Source organism: Geobacillus sp. BMUD (assembly GCF_013096845.1).
Taxonomy (GTDB): Bacteria; Bacillota; Bacilli; order Bacillales; family Anoxybacillaceae; genus Geobacillus; species Geobacillus vulcani.
Map to the genome: position 1 here is coordinate 18,338 of NZ_SDLA01000006.1, position 16,782 is coordinate 35,119.

Here is a 16,782-nt window from a genome sequence, read left to right on the forward strand (position 1 = left end):
ACGCAACCGGACAAATGCGCGCAAACTGGCTTGTTCTTATGCACGTTTACTTGATTGCCCCTCTTGTGACACCGCCAATAATCCATTTCTGGGCAAACAAATAGACGATGATCATCGGAGACAACGCCATTAAATAGGAAGCGAACGCTAAATTGTAGTCCGTGCCGAACTTGGACTGAAACACATATTGAACCAACGGAAGCGTCATATCGGACTGGTCGCTCAGCACAATCAACGGCAATAAAAAGTCATTCCACGCCCATAGACAGGTTAGAATGGCAACGGTAGCGTTAATCGGCGCCATAAGCGGGAAAACCACGCGCCAAAACACGCCCCATGCACTGCATCCATCCATAATCGCCGCTTCTTCCAATTCCTTTGGAATCGAACGGATATACCCGACGTAAATAAAGATATTAAACGCAATGCCATAAACGACATACAGAAAAACAAGTCCGCTGGGATTATTCATCCCAAATGCCGATGTCTGCTTGACAATCGGCAACATAATAATCGGAAACGGAATAAACAAGGCGCTGACAAAGTAATAATATAAAAACTTAAAAAATTTCCGGTGCATATTGCGGGCAATGGCATAAGCGACCATCGAATTTGTTATAATGGTCAAAACAACGGTGGTTACCGTAATAAACGCGCTGTTTTGAAACGCTTGAAAAAAGTTCGTAGCCTTGATCGCTTTCGCAAAATTTTCCACATGCATGCCGACCGGCAACGACAGCACTGAGTCTGCCAATTCCTCCGGCGTTTTTAGCGCGATGGACACCGCCATATACAAAGGAAATAAAATGAACAGCGCGCCGACCGCAATCAACAATGTGGCAACCCAGTTTGTTTTCTTGGCCATCACATATCCACTTCCCGTTTTTGTAAAAATTTAATCTGCGCAATCGATACCGCCATAATGACAATAAAGTAAATGACCGAGTTCGCCGACTGGTAAGCGAACTCCCCGCCTTGGAATCCACCGTTGTAAATGTGCAATGAAATCGACTCAGTCGCCCGTCCGGGCCCCCCGCCTGTCAACGCCACGACTTGGTCAAATACCATTAAAAAGTTTTTCATCGCCAACACCATATTGATCGTAAAAAACGGCGCAATCATCGGAAACGTAATATGCCGAAAGTTTTGCCATTTGCTTGCTCCGTCCAAACTGGAAGCCTCATACAGCTCAGACGGCACGGTTTGTAGCCCCGCTAAGTATAAAATCGTATTAAAAGCGCACGCCTGCCATACAGCGACAATGACAATGCCGACCCATGCCCATTTTTCGCTTCCTAAAATATTCGTGGAAAGCGCCTCAATCCCCAGCTTCTCTCCCCATAAAGGGAGTACGTTAGCAAACAAGTAGTTGAAAATATAGCCTACAATCAGCACGCTTAAAACATTCGGCAAAAAATACACAGCGCGAAAAAAATTTTTGAACTTAATTTTTTCATTCAACCCTATAGCGATCGCTAAACTGAGGACATTGACGAGCACGGTCGACACAATGGCAAACTGAAAGGTAAACAAGTACGAATGCCATACGTTTTCGTCCTGAAACAAGTAGTAGTAATTTTTCAATCCAACAAAGTCGTACGTTAAGCTTAATCCGTCCCAATTGGTAAAGGAATAGAAAATGCCTTGGAGGGCCGGAAACGTATGAAATACCGCAAATAACACGACAGCCGGAACGGTCATTAAGTAAATCGCGATGTTTTTCGGTTTTTTGATTTTCTGGAAAATAGACAATGAAACGCTTCGTTCCCTTGTCACAACAACCTCTTTCCGCATCGTATCACCTCCTAATGATAACAGGGGGAGAAAAACCGAGGAACTCCCCCTATTTTCTTCCCGTTTCTCCTTCTTGCCTAATTACTTACGCCCTTTCACTTTTTCCCACTCGGCGTCCATTGTTTTTAAAAACTTCCCCACATCTTGATCATGCGTCAACTGTTGCAACAAATTGGCCAAATTGATGCTCGGCGGAATATAATGGTCTGGGAAATCGACCAACGCTCCCTTGGCAAAGCTTTCTTTTAACCCTTCCAACATCGGATCTTCCTGCGTTAATCCCTTGATGGCCGAGAACGCATTTTGTTCAGCCATGTACGCCTTTGCATTTTCCTCTTTTAATAAGAAGTCGATAAATTTCTTTGCTTCTTTCGGATGTTTTGATGTTTTCGAGATCGCAAAAAGAAGATCAACGCCGGATACCAATTTGGTTTGTTCCGGATTGTTTGTGACAGGATAAGGGAATACACCGAGTTCAATATTCGGATTGGCCTTTTTAATTTCCGGGATCGCCCAAATGCCTTGCAAGTACATCGCCGACTCGCCTTTGGCAAACGCCACATTGCCATCCGCATACCCTTTGCCAAATTGATCTTTATGCCCGTACTTCAACAGCTCCACAAATTTTTCGGTTGCTTCTTTATACCCTTTTTCAAAGCTTGTCTTGCCTTGATTTAAATCTTGGAAAAATGTTTCCCCTTGGGTGTTGGCTGCCAAAGCGTTGTAAGCAGGCAATGTCGTCCACGCATCTTTAAACGTAAAGTAAAACGGCGTTTTTCCGGCTGCTTTGATCTTTTCGGCTGCAGCTATAAACTCATCCCATGTTTTCGGAACGCTCAAACCGAGTTCTTTGAAGATGGCTTTGTTGTAAATGACAGCATCCGCATTGGCCGCATAAGGAATGGCATACACTCGTTCGAGTCCGCTGACGTCTTTTACCATTTGAATATACGAAGGTTGAATGTTGTTCAGTTCCGGCGCTTTCGTGACATCTTCAAACATCCCCGCTTTGGCGAGTTCCGCAAATGTCGTATCAGCGCCAACCCCAACGATATCTGGCATGTCCCGTTTAGCGGCGCGGGCTTTTAATACCGTTCCTGCATCCGGAGGATTGGCGTTGACAACATCAATGTTTGGGTTTTCTTTTTCAAATTTTTCAATCAGTTTATCGAATGTTCCCCTTGCTTCGGGTTTGTAATGGAAAAACTCAATTTTGACTTTTCCGCCTGATTCGCTTGCATTTTGTTCTGCTTTATTCGCGCATGCGCTAAGCAGCGAAAAAGTTAATGCACTGGACATGATGAGTGCGAGCGCTTTTTTCATCTTCCTTGTTCCCCCATTTCCCTTTGCTAACATGTACGGCCTCATTCAACAATCATCCGTTTTTTCGTTAAGTTGTCAGCGCTTACTTTTTTCGTTACATAGCTTCTTGCTATGATTCTCGCCGCTCACCCCCTTTATGTATTTTGGCCGTGTTTTGCACAGCTTTCCCTAATAATCAGCTCCGCCGGAGTGACGATTTTGACCGGAATGTTTCGGTTTCCTGCCATCCGCTCATGTAACGCATTTGCCGCAAGCTTTCCCATTTCATGCGCGTATATTTTCACAGTCGAAAGGGGCGGGTTCAAAAACGCCGCAGCGTCAATGTCATCGAAACTAATAATAGAAATGTCTTCCGGAACTTTCAGACCCTCTTGATGAATAGCGTGCAAGGCGCCGATCGCCATCGGGTCGCTGGCGATGACAAACGCACTCGGCCAGTCCCCGGAGTCGATGGCCCTCTTCATTAATTCGTATCCGCCCGCAGGCCCCCAGTCGCCAATGAACACTTGTTGCGGCTCGTAAAGCCCGAGCGCCCTCATCTTTTTCTCAAACGCTCGCTTTCGCACATCGTCAATTTCATAACTTTTGCCGCCGTTCATTTTTTTTACCGTTTCGGTGCCGCCGATATAGCCGATTCGGTGATGGCCAAGAGTGAGCAAGTAATCAACGATGTTCTCTGTAGCCGCTTCCAAATCGGAACAAACGACATCATACCCCTTTACATCGATGACTTGGGTCACAAATACAATGGGGATGTCTTCCTGAACACGGCTCTTGATGTCATCAGGGTCAATGCCGCCAATGACAATGAGCCCATCAAACTCGTTGACGTCTTGTATACTGGCTTCACCGTTTACTCGAATCACCGAAGAGATACGAACCGGCAATTGCTCACACTGCTCTTCAATGCCGCGGCGGATCAGGCTGAAATATGGGTCTGTCGCTTCTTCATGTTGGGATACCGCAATCAAAAGAGCGATCTGATGCCATTCGCTTTTTCGCTGACTGGTACGGTTGGCATTGCGCCTCCGCACCGGTTTATAATTGAGCTGTTTGGCAATCTCCAACACGCGCTGGCGCGTTTCCTCGGAAACGGAGAGAGTTGCATCGTGATTTAAAATTCTTGATACAGTTGCGATTGATACGTTCGCTTTCTCAGCAATATCTTTCATCGTAATCATCATGTCATCACACGCTATCCTTTTAGTTAAATTAACTGATTTACTTAAGTAAAATATAGCAAATTCAATAATAAAAATCAATAAAACATTTAAACTTATACGATTTTTTCTTAAATTGCGTTTTAGAAATCGCCACATGTCCACTCTTTTATTTTACTAAATTTAATCAAAAAAAGAGGCGCTCAATCTTGAGCGCCGGTCCTTCTAGATTCTTTCTTTATTTACTATCTCATCCGCTTCCCCCAACACCGCTCGTCGCAGTTCCTTGTCGAGTTCTTTCTTATACACGTCCCGCTCTTCTTCCGTCCACCCCAAATACCGCGCCATAAACGCCACCACTGCCTCTTTCTCCCGCCGGACCGAATCAATGTCAAACAACAGCGCGCCGGTGCGGCGGATGAAATAGTCGGCCGGTTTGGCCGCCATTTCTTCCTCCATGGCATAGACGAGGCGGATGAACGTTTCGCGCGTTACGCCAGATGAACGGTCGTATTGCCTGCTTAAAGCAAACAGCCGATCAACGTTCGTGCCGTATTGTCTCGCCAGCCGCGCTCCCGCTTCTTTCGTTAATCCGTAGCGCACCGCTTCGTCCGCCTTTTCAGCGATGAAGGCAGGGAGGCGGTGCGAGCCGCCGACATCGCCGCCGGAAATCGGCAATTGTTTCGTCCGACACGGCTGAAACACGTTTCCTTCTTCTTTCTCCAGCTGCTTGGCAACAAGATCAACGACGGTCTCGGCCATTTTCCGGTAGCCGGTCAGCTTGCCGCCAGCGATCGTAATGAGGCCGGACGGCGACGTCCAGATCTCGTCTTTGCGGGAAATTTCCGATGGGTCTTTTCCTTCTTCATAGATGAGCGGGCGGACGCCGGCCCAGCTTGATTCCACATCGGCCGCGGTGATGCCGACAGACGGAAACATGTAGTGAATCGCTTGCAATAAGTAGTCGCGGTCTTCGTCCGTCATCGTTGGGTGGGCCGGGTCGCCGTTATAAAACGTATCGGTCGTGCCGACATACGTCTTCCCGTCGCGGGGAATGGCAAACACCATCCGGCCGTCCGGGGTGTCAAAATAAACGGCTTGCTTGAGCGGAAACCGCTTTTGGTCGATAACGATGTGGACGCCTTTGGTCAGTTGGAGGCGTTTGCCCGTTTTCGAACCGTCTTTGTCGCGCAGTGCATCGACCCATGGCCCAGCGGCATTGACGACTTTTTTGGCGCGAATGTCATACGTCCGCCCGCTCAGCATGTCGCGGCAACGGACGCCAGTGATGCGGCCGCGGTCATCGTATAAAAACTGTTCGGCCTTTGTATAGTTGACAGCGTCGGCGCCAAGCTCGACCGCTTTTTTGATCACCTCGATCGTCAAGCGAGCATCGTCCGTCCGGTACTCGACGTAATAGCCGCCGCCAAGGAGGCCGTCGCGCTTTAAGAGCGGCTCTTTTTCCAACATCTCCCGGGCGTTAAGCATCGTGCGCCGCTCGCTCGGCTTGACGCCGGCCAGCCGGTCATACAGCCAAAGGCCGACCGACGTGCTCCATTTGCCAAACGTCCCGCCGCGATAAATGGGCAGCAGCATCCACTCCGGTGTGGTGACGTGCGGGCCGTTTTCATACACAATCGCCCGTTCGCGCCCGACTTCGGCGACGAGCTTCACCTCGAACTGCTTCAAGTAGCGCAAGCCGCCGTGGACGAGCTTGGTCGACCGGCTTGACGTGCCGGCGGCGAAATCTTGCATTTCGACAAGCGCGACCGTCATGCCGCGCGAGACGGCATCCAGGGCGATGCCGCACCCGGTGATCCCCCCGCCGATCACCAACAGATCGTATGGCTTTTCGCTCATTGCCTCGAGAACATCGTTCCGCTGTTTGCTTGAGAATGTCATGCTTGACTCCTCCTTTGAAAAAAGACAAAAAGAGACCAGTGCAAACACGATAAGCCTTCGCCTACCATGTGTGCATGGTCTCTCCTTGTCTCCTGACTGATGATTAACTTGTGTTGCTTTTATTGTAGCAGACTGCGGCCGATTTGGCCAGCTCAACGCATTATCCATTGTAGTGGCGCCATAATGTTTCGTTGGACGTGGTCACCGCCACCGCCCCAGCTTCCAACGCGCGCTCGACATCATCGACGGTGCGGATAAGTCCACCGGCATAAATCGGCTTCCCGGTCCGTTCTTTTACTTCGTGGATGATGTGCGGCATGGCACCCGGAATGACTTCGATGCAGTCGGGATTCGTTTTCGCAATCATCTGATAGCTTTTCTCCAACGCGTGCGAATCAAGCAAAAAGATGCGCTGCACGGCCAAGACACGCTTTTGGCGCGCCTTCATAATGACGCCCGCTTTCGTGGAAATCAGGCCATGCGGGCGAAATTCCTGGCAAAGATATTCCGCCGCATGTTCATCATGACTCAGCCCTTGCACCAAGTCGACGTGAATGATCAACTCCTTGCCATGCCGGCGCGCATAGGCAAAGATGCTTTTTAACTGGGCAATATGCACCTCAAGCAACACGCCGACCGTGTAACCGCTTGACAAAAAGGCGTCAAATTGCTTCATCGTTTTGATGGCCGGAATGATGCGCTGTTTCGCTTCCATTTTCTTTTCTTCGATTCATCCTCTCATTTTGTCGATCTCATCTAAGCATGACAGTGACATCATGGTTCGCGGTTTGCATGTGGCGATTTTCACCCCGCGCTTGCGGAATTTCTCAACGAGATGATGAATCACCTTTTTGCTTGCCGCCTCTTCCTCATGGGGATGTCCCATTGCCTCACGCTCCTCTCCTATTCCGCTTTCGGAATGGCGAGCTCTACCGTCGTTCCTTTCCCAACTTCGCTTTCCATCGCAATTTGCCCGCCGTACTTATCGATGATCTCCTTGGCGATCGAAAGGCCGAGCCCGGCGCCGCCCTGTTCGCGGCTGCGCGCCTTGTCGACGCGGTAAAAGCGCAAAAAGACGTTTTTCAGCTCCTCTTTCGGGATGCCGATGCCATAATCGCGGATAGACACGATGACAAACGGCCCTTCCTCGCGCAAGGAAATCGCGATTTGTTTCACTCGCTGAGAATATTTTACCGCATTGTCAAGCAAAATGAACAGCAATTGTTCAAAATGATGCTTCGCCATCGCCGCGCGCGCAATCGGCTTATCCGGCTGGTCAATCAGAAATTGAAAATCCGGGTGCAAGACGCGGAAATTTTTGACGACTTGTCCGACAGCCGCTGCAACATCCATCGGTGTCACTTCATCCGGCACCGCAATCGCCTCGGCGCGCGACAAGTCAAGAAGCTCCAAAACGAGCCGCTTCAGCCGCTCCGCTTCTTTCACCGCCGCCTCGAGCGACTCCTCTAAAATCTCTGGATTATGCTTGCCCCAACGCTGCAGCAACGAAAGATGGCCTTGCAAAATGGCGATCGGCGTGCGCAACTCATGGGACGCATCCTCAACAAACTGCCGCTGCATGGCGAACGATCGCTCAATTTCATCCATCATGCTGTTGAACACGAGCATCAGTTCCGTCATTTCATCGCGCGCCGGAGGCACATCAATGCGCCGTTTCAGCCCGTCGTTTTGAATGTCCGCCATCGTTTTGGCCAGCGTTTGCAGCGGCCGGACAAAGCTTTGCGCCACGAACCGGCCGGCGACAGCGCTTGCCGCCATGGCCAAAAAGCCGATCACCGTCATGATGAGAAAAAGCGTATTGGTCACTTGTTGAAACCTTGCCAGCCGGCGGGCGATTTCGATCGTCCCATGCAAGTTGCCGATATGAAGCGGCTGACGGAGCAGCAAAAATCGCTCATTGTTGATGAAATGCTCATCCATTTTCCGCTTGTCGGGCATCTCGCTCGGCGATAGCGACACCGCTGCCCCGTTGGAAACGGAGACGATGACGTTTCCTTTTTCATCCGTGACGCGAATGAGTTGGTAGCGCTCATTCAACCTTTCCAAAAACGCGCGGCTGCGGCGAATTTCCTCCCACGATAGATTACGTTTTTCCGCGTAATACGTTTCAATTTCCGCCACCGTTTGTTCCATCGTTTTTTCTTCTTCTTTGAGCAGCCATTGTTTGACCATATGGTATTGCAAAAACGTAAACACAAAATACGTAACGAAAATCGCCCCGGCCGACAAAACGGTCAGCTTCCCTTTCAGCGAAAGCCGGCGAATAGCCCCTCTCTTCATGGCCGCATCACGTATCCCGCGCCGCGCACCGTTTGGATATATCGCTCTTTATCGTGTTCGTCAAGCTTTTGCCGCAAGTAGCGGACATACACATCGACAACGTTCGTCTCGACTTCGGCGTCAAATCCCCACACTTTGTCAAGCAGCGCATCACGCGTCAAGACGACATTGATGTTTTGCATAAAGGCGACGAGCAAGTCGTATTCCCGCTTTGTCAGCTCAATAAACTCGTCTCCTTTTTTCACGGTGCGCGCCTGCACGTCAACGACTAAATCTTTAAACGTCAACACTTGGCCGTTCGCTTCCGGATGAACGCGGCGGAACAAGGCGCGGATGCGGGCGAGCAGCTCCTCAATGGCAAACGGTTTGACGATGTAGTCATCGGCCCCATTATCGAGCCCCATGACGCGGTCAAACACGCTGTCGCGCGCGGTGATCATAATGATCGGCGTCGATTTCGCCGCTCGGATGCGACGGCATACTTCCATGCCATTTAAACGCGGCAACATCACATCAAGCAAAATGAGATCCCACTGCTCCGAGAGAGCGCGCTCAAGCCCTTCGCGTCCATCGGCGCACACATGCACGTCAAAGCCTTCGTGTGTCAAGTCAAGCTCCAAAAACCGGGCGAGCCCGGCTTCATCTTCAATCAATAAAATACGTCCGTTCATCCGTTGCTCCTCCTCTCTTGCAGCTGTTGCGGCTTCCACCTTTGCACATCCCCGATTTCTTTCGTTTCATTTTTACTATACACAACAAAACGCCCACCGCCAACGGCGAGCAGCGGGCGAAAAAGAGTGGAACGCCATTGGCGGGCTGCCCTGAAAAGCACGCCGCCAAAAGGCGGTCCGGCCAACTGTTCATGAATGGCGGTCGACGATCCAATCGACAATGGCTTGAACGATTTCCAACACTTGATAAGAAAGAAGCGACACGGCTGTTCCAGAAAAAAACAATGTCACCAGCCAATGAACCCAATGCATCGCGCCATCCCTCCTCCCGCCGCCGGACAACCAGCAGCGTTATTGATGTGCATCTCATGGATGGTGGTGTCATTATATTCCATCCGGGTTAAAACAAGATGAAAACTCTCTAAAAAAGTATGAAGTAGCTTTTTTTGCGCTCTGTACATACATTGACAATGAATCGCTTTGCCAATCGGCAGCGTCCCGACAGAACCATTTCGCTGTTTTGAAAAAAGGAGGAGAGCGCAATGAATGAATCGTTTCAACCGCCAGCCAGCGGGGGAGGCCATCACCCGTTCCATCATTTGCGGAAAATGATGAATCAATGGTTTGATGAACGGCCGTTGCAAAAACTGTTTGAAACGCTCGATGACTATTTCGCCCAAACGTTTGCTGAAGCGTACATTCCGATCGAAGTGAAAGAGACGAAGCACGATTACCAAATCATTGTTCGGCTGCCTGACATCAAGCGCGAACAAATTAGCCTGCAATGGCAGGAAGACGGTTTGCAGCTGATCATCGACCATCATGAATGGATGGAATCGTCAGACAGCCATGGCCAGGTATACGAACGCCGCCACGCACGGCGGCGGGTGGCGCGGCTGATTCCGTTTCCGTATCCAGTCGCTGAGCATGAAGTGAAAGCGTCGTTTCAAAATGGGACGCTCACCATCCAGCTGCCGCAAAAACGAAAATATATCGATATCGACTGAAGACGATCCAGCCTGTGTGTACATTCAAAAGCCATTTTGGCAGCGGCCAGCGCCGCGCTTGGACGTGAAACAAGCCGTTCCCCTCATGGGGAGCGGCTTGTTTCTTATCCAGCTTCCTATTGTTTATGGGGTGAATTTCCGGAATGTTCGCCCTCTTCCAGCGTTCTTTTTTGATCCACCCATTCGTTGGCGATTTCCTCGCGGTGGTTCGGGGATTTGTTTTTCCGCTTCCGATTGTCGTTGCGGTTCGTCACCGCCATCACCCCCTTACTGTTTGCCACTCGCTTGCCTTGCCGCGGCCAAAACGATGCATACATACTTTCCCGGCTGACAAGCTACGCTACTTACTAGGAGGTGTAAAACGAATGGTGAAACTGCCCGATTTCAAACAATTGAACGACCGACTGATCAACGAGCCGTCGGATGAGCCGATGCTTGTCATCAAAACGAATCTCGATCCAGACCGCGTAACGGAGGAAAACCCATATGCCAACGGCCGAACGAACGTAAGCAAAGAGTTTCTCTCTTTTTTTGAAGGAGGAGGCCGGTGATGGAACAAACCCTTGCCTATTTGCGCGAAGTGCTGTCCAACTATTTGGATCACCACGACGACACCCCAAAACGCATTTACAAAAAACTGATCAGCAAACCATACCGAGGCGAAGGGGAATTTGTCCGCGACTTGACGCAAGAAGAAAGCGCCTTTTTGGACCGCATTTTGCCTCATGAAATCCGCTATGCGATGGATGAGCGCGATTATGAGCGCGTATATCAGCTCAATGAAGTGTATGAGCTGCTCATTTGACAACGTGAAAAGGGGCTGACCCAAAAAGGTAATTTCCCTTAAACAAAACACAACATAATGATTGTGTCATAAGAAAGGGTGTCCCGATCCCTTTTGGGACACCCTCTTTGTCTTTCAAGCGCCCGACCGTCACGCCATGCCGCGGTTTCATTTTTTAAACGTACCAAGCAGCCCTTTCAACACGCCATTCACTTGATTGACCGTATTGATCATTTGCCCCACTGTACTCATCATTTTGTTGATATCGTACGTTCCGTCGCTGTTTTTAAACTGGGCGAGAAACGACGGGCGCGGCGGCGGCAAAAGCGGCCCCGGCTTTGGATATGACGCCGGATGGGGAGGCGGGGCGGCATGGGTGGACGGAAAAAAGGGCCAGTGCCCCGGCGCCGATGGAAAAGATGAACCTCCATAGTGGAAGTAAGGATGATAATGGCTGCCTAAGCCATACGGACCATACGTGGGCGGTGGTAAAACCGGGCGCGAGTAACGATGCATATTCCTTCTCCCCCATTGTTGGTGTCCATTCCCCCTTGCCTAGAAAGCGGCTCGTACAGGCAAGATGCGGCCGTGCGCTGTTTCGCACGCAAACGAACAACATTCATGCTGATGAGCCACCAACCTTCCAGGCCGAAGAGGTGGGCTGCCACTAGTATATGTGACGGCGCCCGATGGCGTGTACGGACATGTCATCTCTTGTCGGAAGTTTTAATTTTCCGAAATCGGCCTTCCTCCCTATTTTCATGGTACGATGTAAGAAAGGGGAAGGGGGAAAAGCACCAATGAACGTGACGGAGTTAAAGCATAAGTTTATGGCGGTCAAACATTGCGAACCGGCTGAGGCGAACGAACTGCTTGATTTTGCCCGCCGTCTGTATTTGCGCGGGGAAATTTCGCTCGCTGAGTACCGCGATCTCGTGCGTGAGCTCGAAAAAGTCGGCGCCTCTCAGCCGGATGAAGCAGGCGAATACGCTGGGCTGTAAGACGAAGAGGGAGCTTTTCCCTTCTTTTTTTTGCCCTCTGTTCCTCAAGACGCATAAAAAACGATGTTTCTTCCCACCCTAAAGAGGCAAGAAGAATTGCCGTACAAGGGGGGATTGGCGATGGGTCGAGGTGTCCATTTTAACCATAAATTGAAAGGCCATGACCATGAAAAGCCGAAACATGGAAAACCAGCGCCGCCCAAGCACACTGAGCGGGTCGAATACGAGATCAACACCGTCGCTACTGCAGAAGGCGGCCCGGTCTCGATCACGACAGGGAAAGACACGTAAAACAAAAAGCTGTCCCTCTTGTTTCGCAGGGGACAGCTTTTTCCGTACGTCCGCTTTCTCCTGCCCCTTCAAAGACTCTCCTTGCCCGCTTCGCTTGTGTCGTCAAGCCGTTCCTTGACAAGCGCCAGCGTATAAGCGACGGCCTGACTGTATTGCTTGATGCGGCGCTCAGAAACGGACGGATAAAATGCCTCGACACACAGCTTCGCCATATGGTCGGCGGCGGCTTCAATTTGCTGTTCATGGACATATTTCGGCCGCGCATGGCGAATCCAGCGGGAAGCGGCGTCCTTCCACCGTTCGGCAGCGGCCTGCACCTCTTCGGCCATCGGTTTCACGTCAGCAAAAAAATCCGGCTGCTCGTTCCGCTCGCGGGCGCGCCGGGCGATCAAAAGCAGCTGTTCGTTGTATTGTTGCAGCCGCTCCGTCAACGCCTTAAGTTCCTTTTCCATGGCGATTCCTCCTTATCCATGCCGGCAAATCCGGTTTGCCCATGTGTCCTGCGGCCCGGAGAACGGATGCGTTTTGCCGCGACGCGCTTCTGTTTTATGATACCATACCGACCGGCTCACACCAAATACAGTTTCGACGAAAGCGGAAGTGCAGCACTCTGCTTCTCCTTCTCAAGCCGCTGTTCCACGCCGGCAATCTTCCCTTCAAGGCGTCCGAGCTGCGCTTGATTTTGCTCATAACGCTCTTCGATGACATCGGCGATCACTTTTTCCATTTTCGCATCGACTTGCTCAATGAGTGCGACAATTTCCTGAAGCTGCTTTTCGATCTCCTCTTTTTTAACGAGCCGTTTTTCCATTCCCTCTCCCCCATTTCTCGCATGATGATATTCCATTCGCGGCGGGAAGGACGACTCCTGCCGCGGCGACAAAAGTAGAACGAATTCGGCAAAGAAAGTGGCAAGCAGCCGCCATTCGACATTGCCTCCCTCCCCCGCGCCTGCTTTCGGTCGAGATGAGGGACTTCCCGGTCAGAGAGGATCAAAAAGAAAAAAGGCGCATATGACCAGAGCGTATGGTATAATAAAAACCATTCAAAGGAGATGAACGCGATGACACTCAAATACCCAAGCGGAAAAGAGTATCGCGGAAACAAGCCGAACGCAACGCGCCGGCCGACGGTCGATTATGCCAATCGCGGCATGACGCTCGAAGACGACTTAAACGCGACGAATGAATATTACCGGGAACACGGCATCGCTGTCATCCATAAAAAGCCGACCCCGGTGCAAATCGTGCGCGTCGACTATCCGAAACGGAGCGCCGCCGTCATTACCGAAGCCTACTTCCGACAAGCGTCGACGACCGACTACAACGGTGTGTACCGCGGCAAGTACATCGACTTTGAGGCGAAAGAGACAAAAAACAAAACGGCGTTTCCGCTGAAAAATTTCCACGCTCATCAAATCCGCCATATGGAGCAAGTCGTCGCCCACGGCGGCATTTGTTTTGCGATTTTGCGTTTTTCTTTGCTCAATGAAACGTATTTGCTTGACGCCTCTCATTTGATCGCTTGGTGGAACGAACAGGAAGCCGGCGGACGAAAGTCGATTCCGAAACAAGAGATTGAACAGCACGGACATTCCATTCCGCTTGGCTACCAGCCGAGAATTGATTATATTAGTGTAGTAGACAGCGTGTACTTCACTCGTTGAAGTAAAAACTTGTAAGAAAGGCAGGATTTGCTTATGTCTGGTGAGTATCGTTCTCGCGTGGAACGAAAGCAGGCAGCGAAACAAACGAAACAGAAGAAAGTGAAAACGAAAAAAGGGACCGCTTGGCTAAAAACAATCGCCATTGCGATATTGTTCATCATTGCAATCGCCGCTGTCGGCGGCGTGGCGGCGTTCGCCTACTTCGTCAAGGACGCGCCCCCGCTTGATGAAGCAAAAATTAAAGATCCGCTCTCTTCCATCGTGTACGATATGAATGGGAAGAAAGTCGCCGAACTTGGCGGCTACAAGCGGACATACATTTCATATAAAGACGTGCCCAAAGTGCTTGAAGATGCCGTGCTGGCAACGGAAGACGCCCGCTTTTATGAACATCACGGCATCGATGTCGTCCGCTTGGCTGGCGCCGTCCTTGCCAACATCAAGGAAGGATTTGGTGCGGAAGGCGGCAGCACGATCACCCAGCAAGTCGTCAAAATGACGTTTTTGTCGCCAGAAAAGACGTTGAAGCGAAAAGCGCAAGAGGCATGGCTCGCGCTGCAGCTTGAACAGAAATATTCAAAGCATGAAATTTTGGAAATGTATTTGAACAAAATTTATTATTCCGACGGCATTTATGGCGTCGCGCGGGCCGCTGAATATTATTTTGGCAAGACAGACTTGAAAAAGCTTACCCTTCCGGAAGCGGCGCTGTTAGCCGGCATGCCGCAAAGTCCAAACCGGTATAATCCGTATGACCATCCAGAAGCCGCGAAAAAACGGCGCGATACCGTATTGTCGCTCATGGTGAAACATGGCTTTATCAGCCGGGAAGAAGCGGAAAAAGCGAAACAAGTGCCGATCCAGTCGATGCTCGCTGAGCGGAAAAAACCGCAAAGCTCCGTGCCGTATGACGCTTTCATTGACGAAGTGATCAAAGAAGTGACCGACAAAGCGAACGTCAACGTCTTTGAAGATGGGCTGAAAATTTATACTACGCTCGACCAAGACGTTCAAACATACGTAGAAAAGCTATTAAACTCTGACAACTACTTTACCAATAAGAAAGATCTGCAATCCGGCATCGCCGTCGTCGACACAAAAACAGGCGCCATTCGCGCGTTAGGCGGCGGACGCCACCGCGATCACGTCGAATTTGGCTTCAACTACGCCATCAAACCGGTCGGCCAGCCCGGTTCGACGATCAAGCCGATTTTGGATTACGGTCCAGCGATCGAATATTTAAAATGGTCAACGGCGCACATTCTCGTTGACGAGCCGTATACGTATTCAGACGGAACGCCGATCCGCAACGCCGGCGGGGGATATATGGGTCCAATCACCTTGCGGACAGCACTGGCAAAATCGCGCAACATTCCGGCGTTAAAAACGTTCCAAGCCGTCGGCAAAGAACGGGCGATGGAGTTTGCCAATCGTCTTGGCATGGGCTTTAGTGAAGTATATGAGCCATATGCGATCGGGGGAGTATCCAACTATGTGTCACCGTTGCAAATGGCCGGCGCCTACACAGCCTTTGGCAACAACGGGATTTACACCAAGCCGTATGCCGTGACGAAAATCGTCTTCCCAGACGGTACAGAAATGGATTTGCAGCCAAAACCGAAACGGGTGATGCACGACTATACTGCTTATATGATCACCGACGTACTGAAAACGGTCATCCGTTCCGGAACTGGTATATTAGCGAATGTCCCAGGGCTTGAGCTCGCAGGCAAAACAGGAACGACGAACTACGGCGAAGACGGCGCCAAATTTGGCCTCCAAAGAGACGATGTGCCGGACAGCTGGATTGTCGGTTATACGCCAAACTATACGGCGGCTATTTGGGTTGGCTTCAGCAAGCGAAGCAGCACGGCAAAACTTAGTATAGAGGAACAAAAAATCCCGAAATACTTGTTGAAAAACTTAATGTCCCATATCGATGACGGCAGTGGGGAATTCAAACAACCGGACAGCGTCGTCAAGCTGCCGATCAAAAAAGGCACGAACCCGCCGAAGCTCGCCGGCAAATACACGCCGGAAAGCGAAATTACGTACGAACTATTTGTGCGCGGCACCGAACCGACGGAAACGGCAAACGACGAGCCGGAAGAGCTGCCGGCGGTGAAAGATTTGACTGCCACGTACGATCAAGTGGCCAACATGCTCTCTATCTCTTGGTCCTACGCTGAACAAACGGATGATACGGTTTTTGAAGTGCGCATCAAAGACAGCAAAGGCCAAACCAACACGGTCACAACGAAAGAACGGTCCATCACGATTGGGAATCCGGAGCCAGGCGCTACCTACACGATCGCCGTGTACGCGAAAGACGGCGAACGAATGAGCAAACCGGCCATTGCCAGCGTTCATGTCCCCGGCGGAGAAAATCAAACTCCCGCACCACAACAACCGGGCGACAATAACCAAAACAACGGCGGGCAAAACGGCGGCACCGATCAAGGCAACAGCGGGAATAACGGAAACGAAAACGGCCAGGGGAACAACAATGAACAAAACGGCGGCGCGAGCGGTGGACAAGAAAATGGCAACAGCGGCGGGACCAACACAAACAATGGCCAAACGGATGGAACAAACAATCAAGGAACAAACAACCAAGGAACAAACAACCAAGGAACAAACAACCAAGGAACAAACAACCAAGGAACGAACAGCAGCGGACAAACGAACGGCACGAATGGCGGCACCGGCTCAAACGGCGGAGCGTTGCCTGTCTCCCCGCCGTTAAAAAACGGATCCAGAGCAGGCTTCGGAAGCCGTCCATAACAATTGCATCCAAAAAAAACGGATGGCCTTTTGCGCCATCCGTTTTTTCATGGCAAGCCGGCATGCGACCGCCCATGCCCCCGCATCCATGCCGCCTT

At 50.7% G+C, this 16,782-nt stretch carries 21 protein-coding genes; 7 read left to right on the plus strand and 14 right to left on the minus strand.

Annotated features, from left to right (window positions below):
- Positions 1 to 46: 46 nt before the first annotated feature.
- From ETC05_RS08580 to ETC05_RS18095, 10 genes are all read right to left on the minus strand, one after another.
- Positions 47 to 865, minus strand: coding sequence for a carbohydrate ABC transporter permease (locus ETC05_RS08580; protein ID WP_031408787.1), 819 nt, complete (start codon positions 863 to 865; stop codon positions 47 to 49).
- Positions 865 to 1,701 carry a carbohydrate ABC transporter permease gene (locus ETC05_RS08585; protein ID WP_031408785.1) on the minus strand — a complete coding sequence of 279 codons (837 nt, stop codon included), beginning with the start codon at positions 1,699 to 1,701 and terminating at the stop codon, positions 865 to 867. The genes ETC05_RS08580 and ETC05_RS08585 overlap by 1 nt, the downstream gene beginning before the upstream one ends.
- Positions 1,702 to 1,875: 174 nt before the next feature.
- Positions 1,876 to 3,117: an ABC transporter substrate-binding protein gene (locus ETC05_RS08590; protein ID WP_031408783.1), complete on the minus strand. Its 1,242-nt coding sequence runs from the start codon at positions 3,115 to 3,117 to the stop codon at positions 1,876 to 1,878.
- Between the two features lie 134 nt (positions 3,118 to 3,251).
- Positions 3,252 to 4,301 carry a LacI family DNA-binding transcriptional regulator gene (locus tag ETC05_RS08595; protein WP_171660844.1) on the minus strand — a complete coding sequence of 350 codons (1,050 nt, stop codon included), beginning with the start codon at positions 4,299 to 4,301 and terminating at the stop codon, positions 3,252 to 3,254.
- A gap of 201 nt (positions 4,302 to 4,502) precedes the next feature.
- Positions 4,503 to 6,179 (minus strand): glycerol-3-phosphate dehydrogenase/oxidase, encoded by a 1,677-nt coding sequence (locus tag ETC05_RS08600; protein ID WP_171660845.1) that lies wholly within the window; start codon positions 6,177 to 6,179, stop codon positions 4,503 to 4,505.
- A 160-nt stretch (positions 6,180 to 6,339) separates the two neighbouring features.
- Complete coding sequence (locus ETC05_RS08605; protein WP_031408777.1) at positions 6,340 to 6,894, minus strand: glycerol-3-phosphate responsive antiterminator; 555 nt, start codon at positions 6,892 to 6,894, stop codon at positions 6,340 to 6,342.
- Between the two features lie 15 nt (positions 6,895 to 6,909).
- On the minus strand, positions 6,910 to 7,065 hold the full coding sequence (locus ETC05_RS08610) for a hypothetical protein (protein ID WP_011231640.1): 156 nt from the start codon (positions 7,063 to 7,065) through the stop codon (positions 6,910 to 6,912).
- 17 nt (positions 7,066 to 7,082) lie between these two features.
- Complete coding sequence (locus ETC05_RS08615; protein ID WP_171660846.1) at positions 7,083 to 8,480, minus strand: HAMP domain-containing sensor histidine kinase; 1,398 nt, start codon at positions 8,478 to 8,480, stop codon at positions 7,083 to 7,085.
- Entirely contained in the window at positions 8,477 to 9,151 is a 675-nt protein-coding gene (locus tag ETC05_RS08620; protein ID WP_031408774.1) for a response regulator transcription factor, read from the minus strand. The genes ETC05_RS08615 and ETC05_RS08620 overlap by 4 nt, the downstream gene beginning before the upstream one ends.
- 189 nt (positions 9,152 to 9,340) lie before the next feature.
- The gene (locus tag ETC05_RS18095) at positions 9,341 to 9,463 is read right to left on the minus strand and encodes a hypothetical protein (protein WP_256371114.1); all 123 of its coding nucleotides are present in this window, start codon (positions 9,461 to 9,463) and stop codon (positions 9,341 to 9,343) included.
- Between the two features lie 230 nt (positions 9,464 to 9,693).
- Here ETC05_RS18095 and ETC05_RS08625 point away from each other — a divergent pair, with 230 nt between their 5' ends.
- Positions 9,694 to 10,158 (plus strand): Hsp20/alpha crystallin family protein, encoded by a 465-nt coding sequence (locus ETC05_RS08625; RefSeq protein WP_031408772.1) that lies wholly within the window; start codon positions 9,694 to 9,696, stop codon positions 10,156 to 10,158.
- 116 nt (positions 10,159 to 10,274) lie between these two features.
- Here ETC05_RS08625 and ETC05_RS08630 read toward each other — a convergent pair whose 3' ends face one another.
- Positions 10,275 to 10,412, minus strand: a complete 138-nt coding sequence (locus ETC05_RS08630; protein WP_167333002.1) for a hypothetical protein — start codon at positions 10,410 to 10,412, stop codon at positions 10,275 to 10,277.
- Positions 10,413 to 10,523: 111 nt separating this feature from the next.
- On the opposite strand from ETC05_RS08630, the gene ETC05_RS08635 reads away from it, so the two are divergent.
- Together ETC05_RS08635 and ETC05_RS08640 are read left to right on the plus strand one after the other, a co-directional pair.
- Positions 10,524 to 10,709 (plus strand): hypothetical protein, encoded by a 186-nt coding sequence (locus tag ETC05_RS08635; RefSeq protein WP_031408769.1) that lies wholly within the window; start codon positions 10,524 to 10,526, stop codon positions 10,707 to 10,709.
- Positions 10,709 to 10,963, plus strand: a complete 255-nt coding sequence (locus ETC05_RS08640) for a sigma-G-dependent sporulation-specific acid-soluble spore protein CsgA (RefSeq protein ID WP_031408768.1) — start codon at positions 10,709 to 10,711, stop codon at positions 10,961 to 10,963. The genes ETC05_RS08635 and ETC05_RS08640 overlap by 1 nt, the downstream gene beginning before the upstream one ends.
- A gap of 147 nt (positions 10,964 to 11,110) precedes the next feature.
- Here ETC05_RS08640 and ETC05_RS08645 read toward each other — a convergent pair whose 3' ends face one another.
- On the minus strand, positions 11,111 to 11,458 hold the full coding sequence (locus ETC05_RS08645; RefSeq protein ID WP_011231647.1) for a YppG family protein: 348 nt from the start codon (positions 11,456 to 11,458) through the stop codon (positions 11,111 to 11,113).
- 284 nt (positions 11,459 to 11,742) lie between these two features.
- On the opposite strand from ETC05_RS08645, the gene ETC05_RS08650 reads away from it, so the two are divergent.
- Together ETC05_RS08650 and ETC05_RS08655 are read left to right on the plus strand one after the other, a co-directional pair.
- Positions 11,743 to 11,943: a YppF family protein gene (locus ETC05_RS08650; protein ID WP_031408764.1), complete on the plus strand. Its 201-nt coding sequence runs from the start codon at positions 11,743 to 11,745 to the stop codon at positions 11,941 to 11,943.
- A 120-nt stretch (positions 11,944 to 12,063) separates the two neighbouring features.
- Entirely contained in the window at positions 12,064 to 12,234 is a 171-nt protein-coding gene (locus tag ETC05_RS08655) for a hypothetical protein (protein WP_013144930.1), read from the plus strand.
- Between the two features lie 68 nt (positions 12,235 to 12,302).
- On the opposite strand, the gene ETC05_RS08660 is transcribed toward ETC05_RS08655, so the two are convergent.
- On the minus strand, positions 12,303 to 12,686 hold the full coding sequence (locus ETC05_RS08660; protein ID WP_031408762.1) for a YppE family protein: 384 nt from the start codon (positions 12,684 to 12,686) through the stop codon (positions 12,303 to 12,305).
- Positions 12,687 to 12,802: 116 nt separating this feature from the next.
- Entirely contained in the window at positions 12,803 to 13,045 is a 243-nt protein-coding gene (locus ETC05_RS08665) for a hypothetical protein (RefSeq protein ID WP_031408760.1), read from the minus strand.
- Between the two features lie 252 nt (positions 13,046 to 13,297).
- Between ETC05_RS08665 and recU the strand changes: the two genes are divergently transcribed.
- Positions 13,298 to 13,900 carry a Holliday junction resolvase RecU gene (gene recU / locus ETC05_RS08670; RefSeq protein ID WP_031408758.1) on the plus strand — a complete coding sequence of 201 codons (603 nt, stop codon included), beginning with the start codon at positions 13,298 to 13,300 and terminating at the stop codon, positions 13,898 to 13,900.
- Between the two features lie 33 nt (positions 13,901 to 13,933).
- The gene (locus tag ETC05_RS08675) at positions 13,934 to 16,684 is read left to right on the plus strand and encodes a PBP1A family penicillin-binding protein (RefSeq protein ID WP_171660847.1); all 2,751 of its coding nucleotides are present in this window, start codon (positions 13,934 to 13,936) and stop codon (positions 16,682 to 16,684) included.
- Positions 16,685 to 16,782 lie beyond the last annotated feature (98 nt).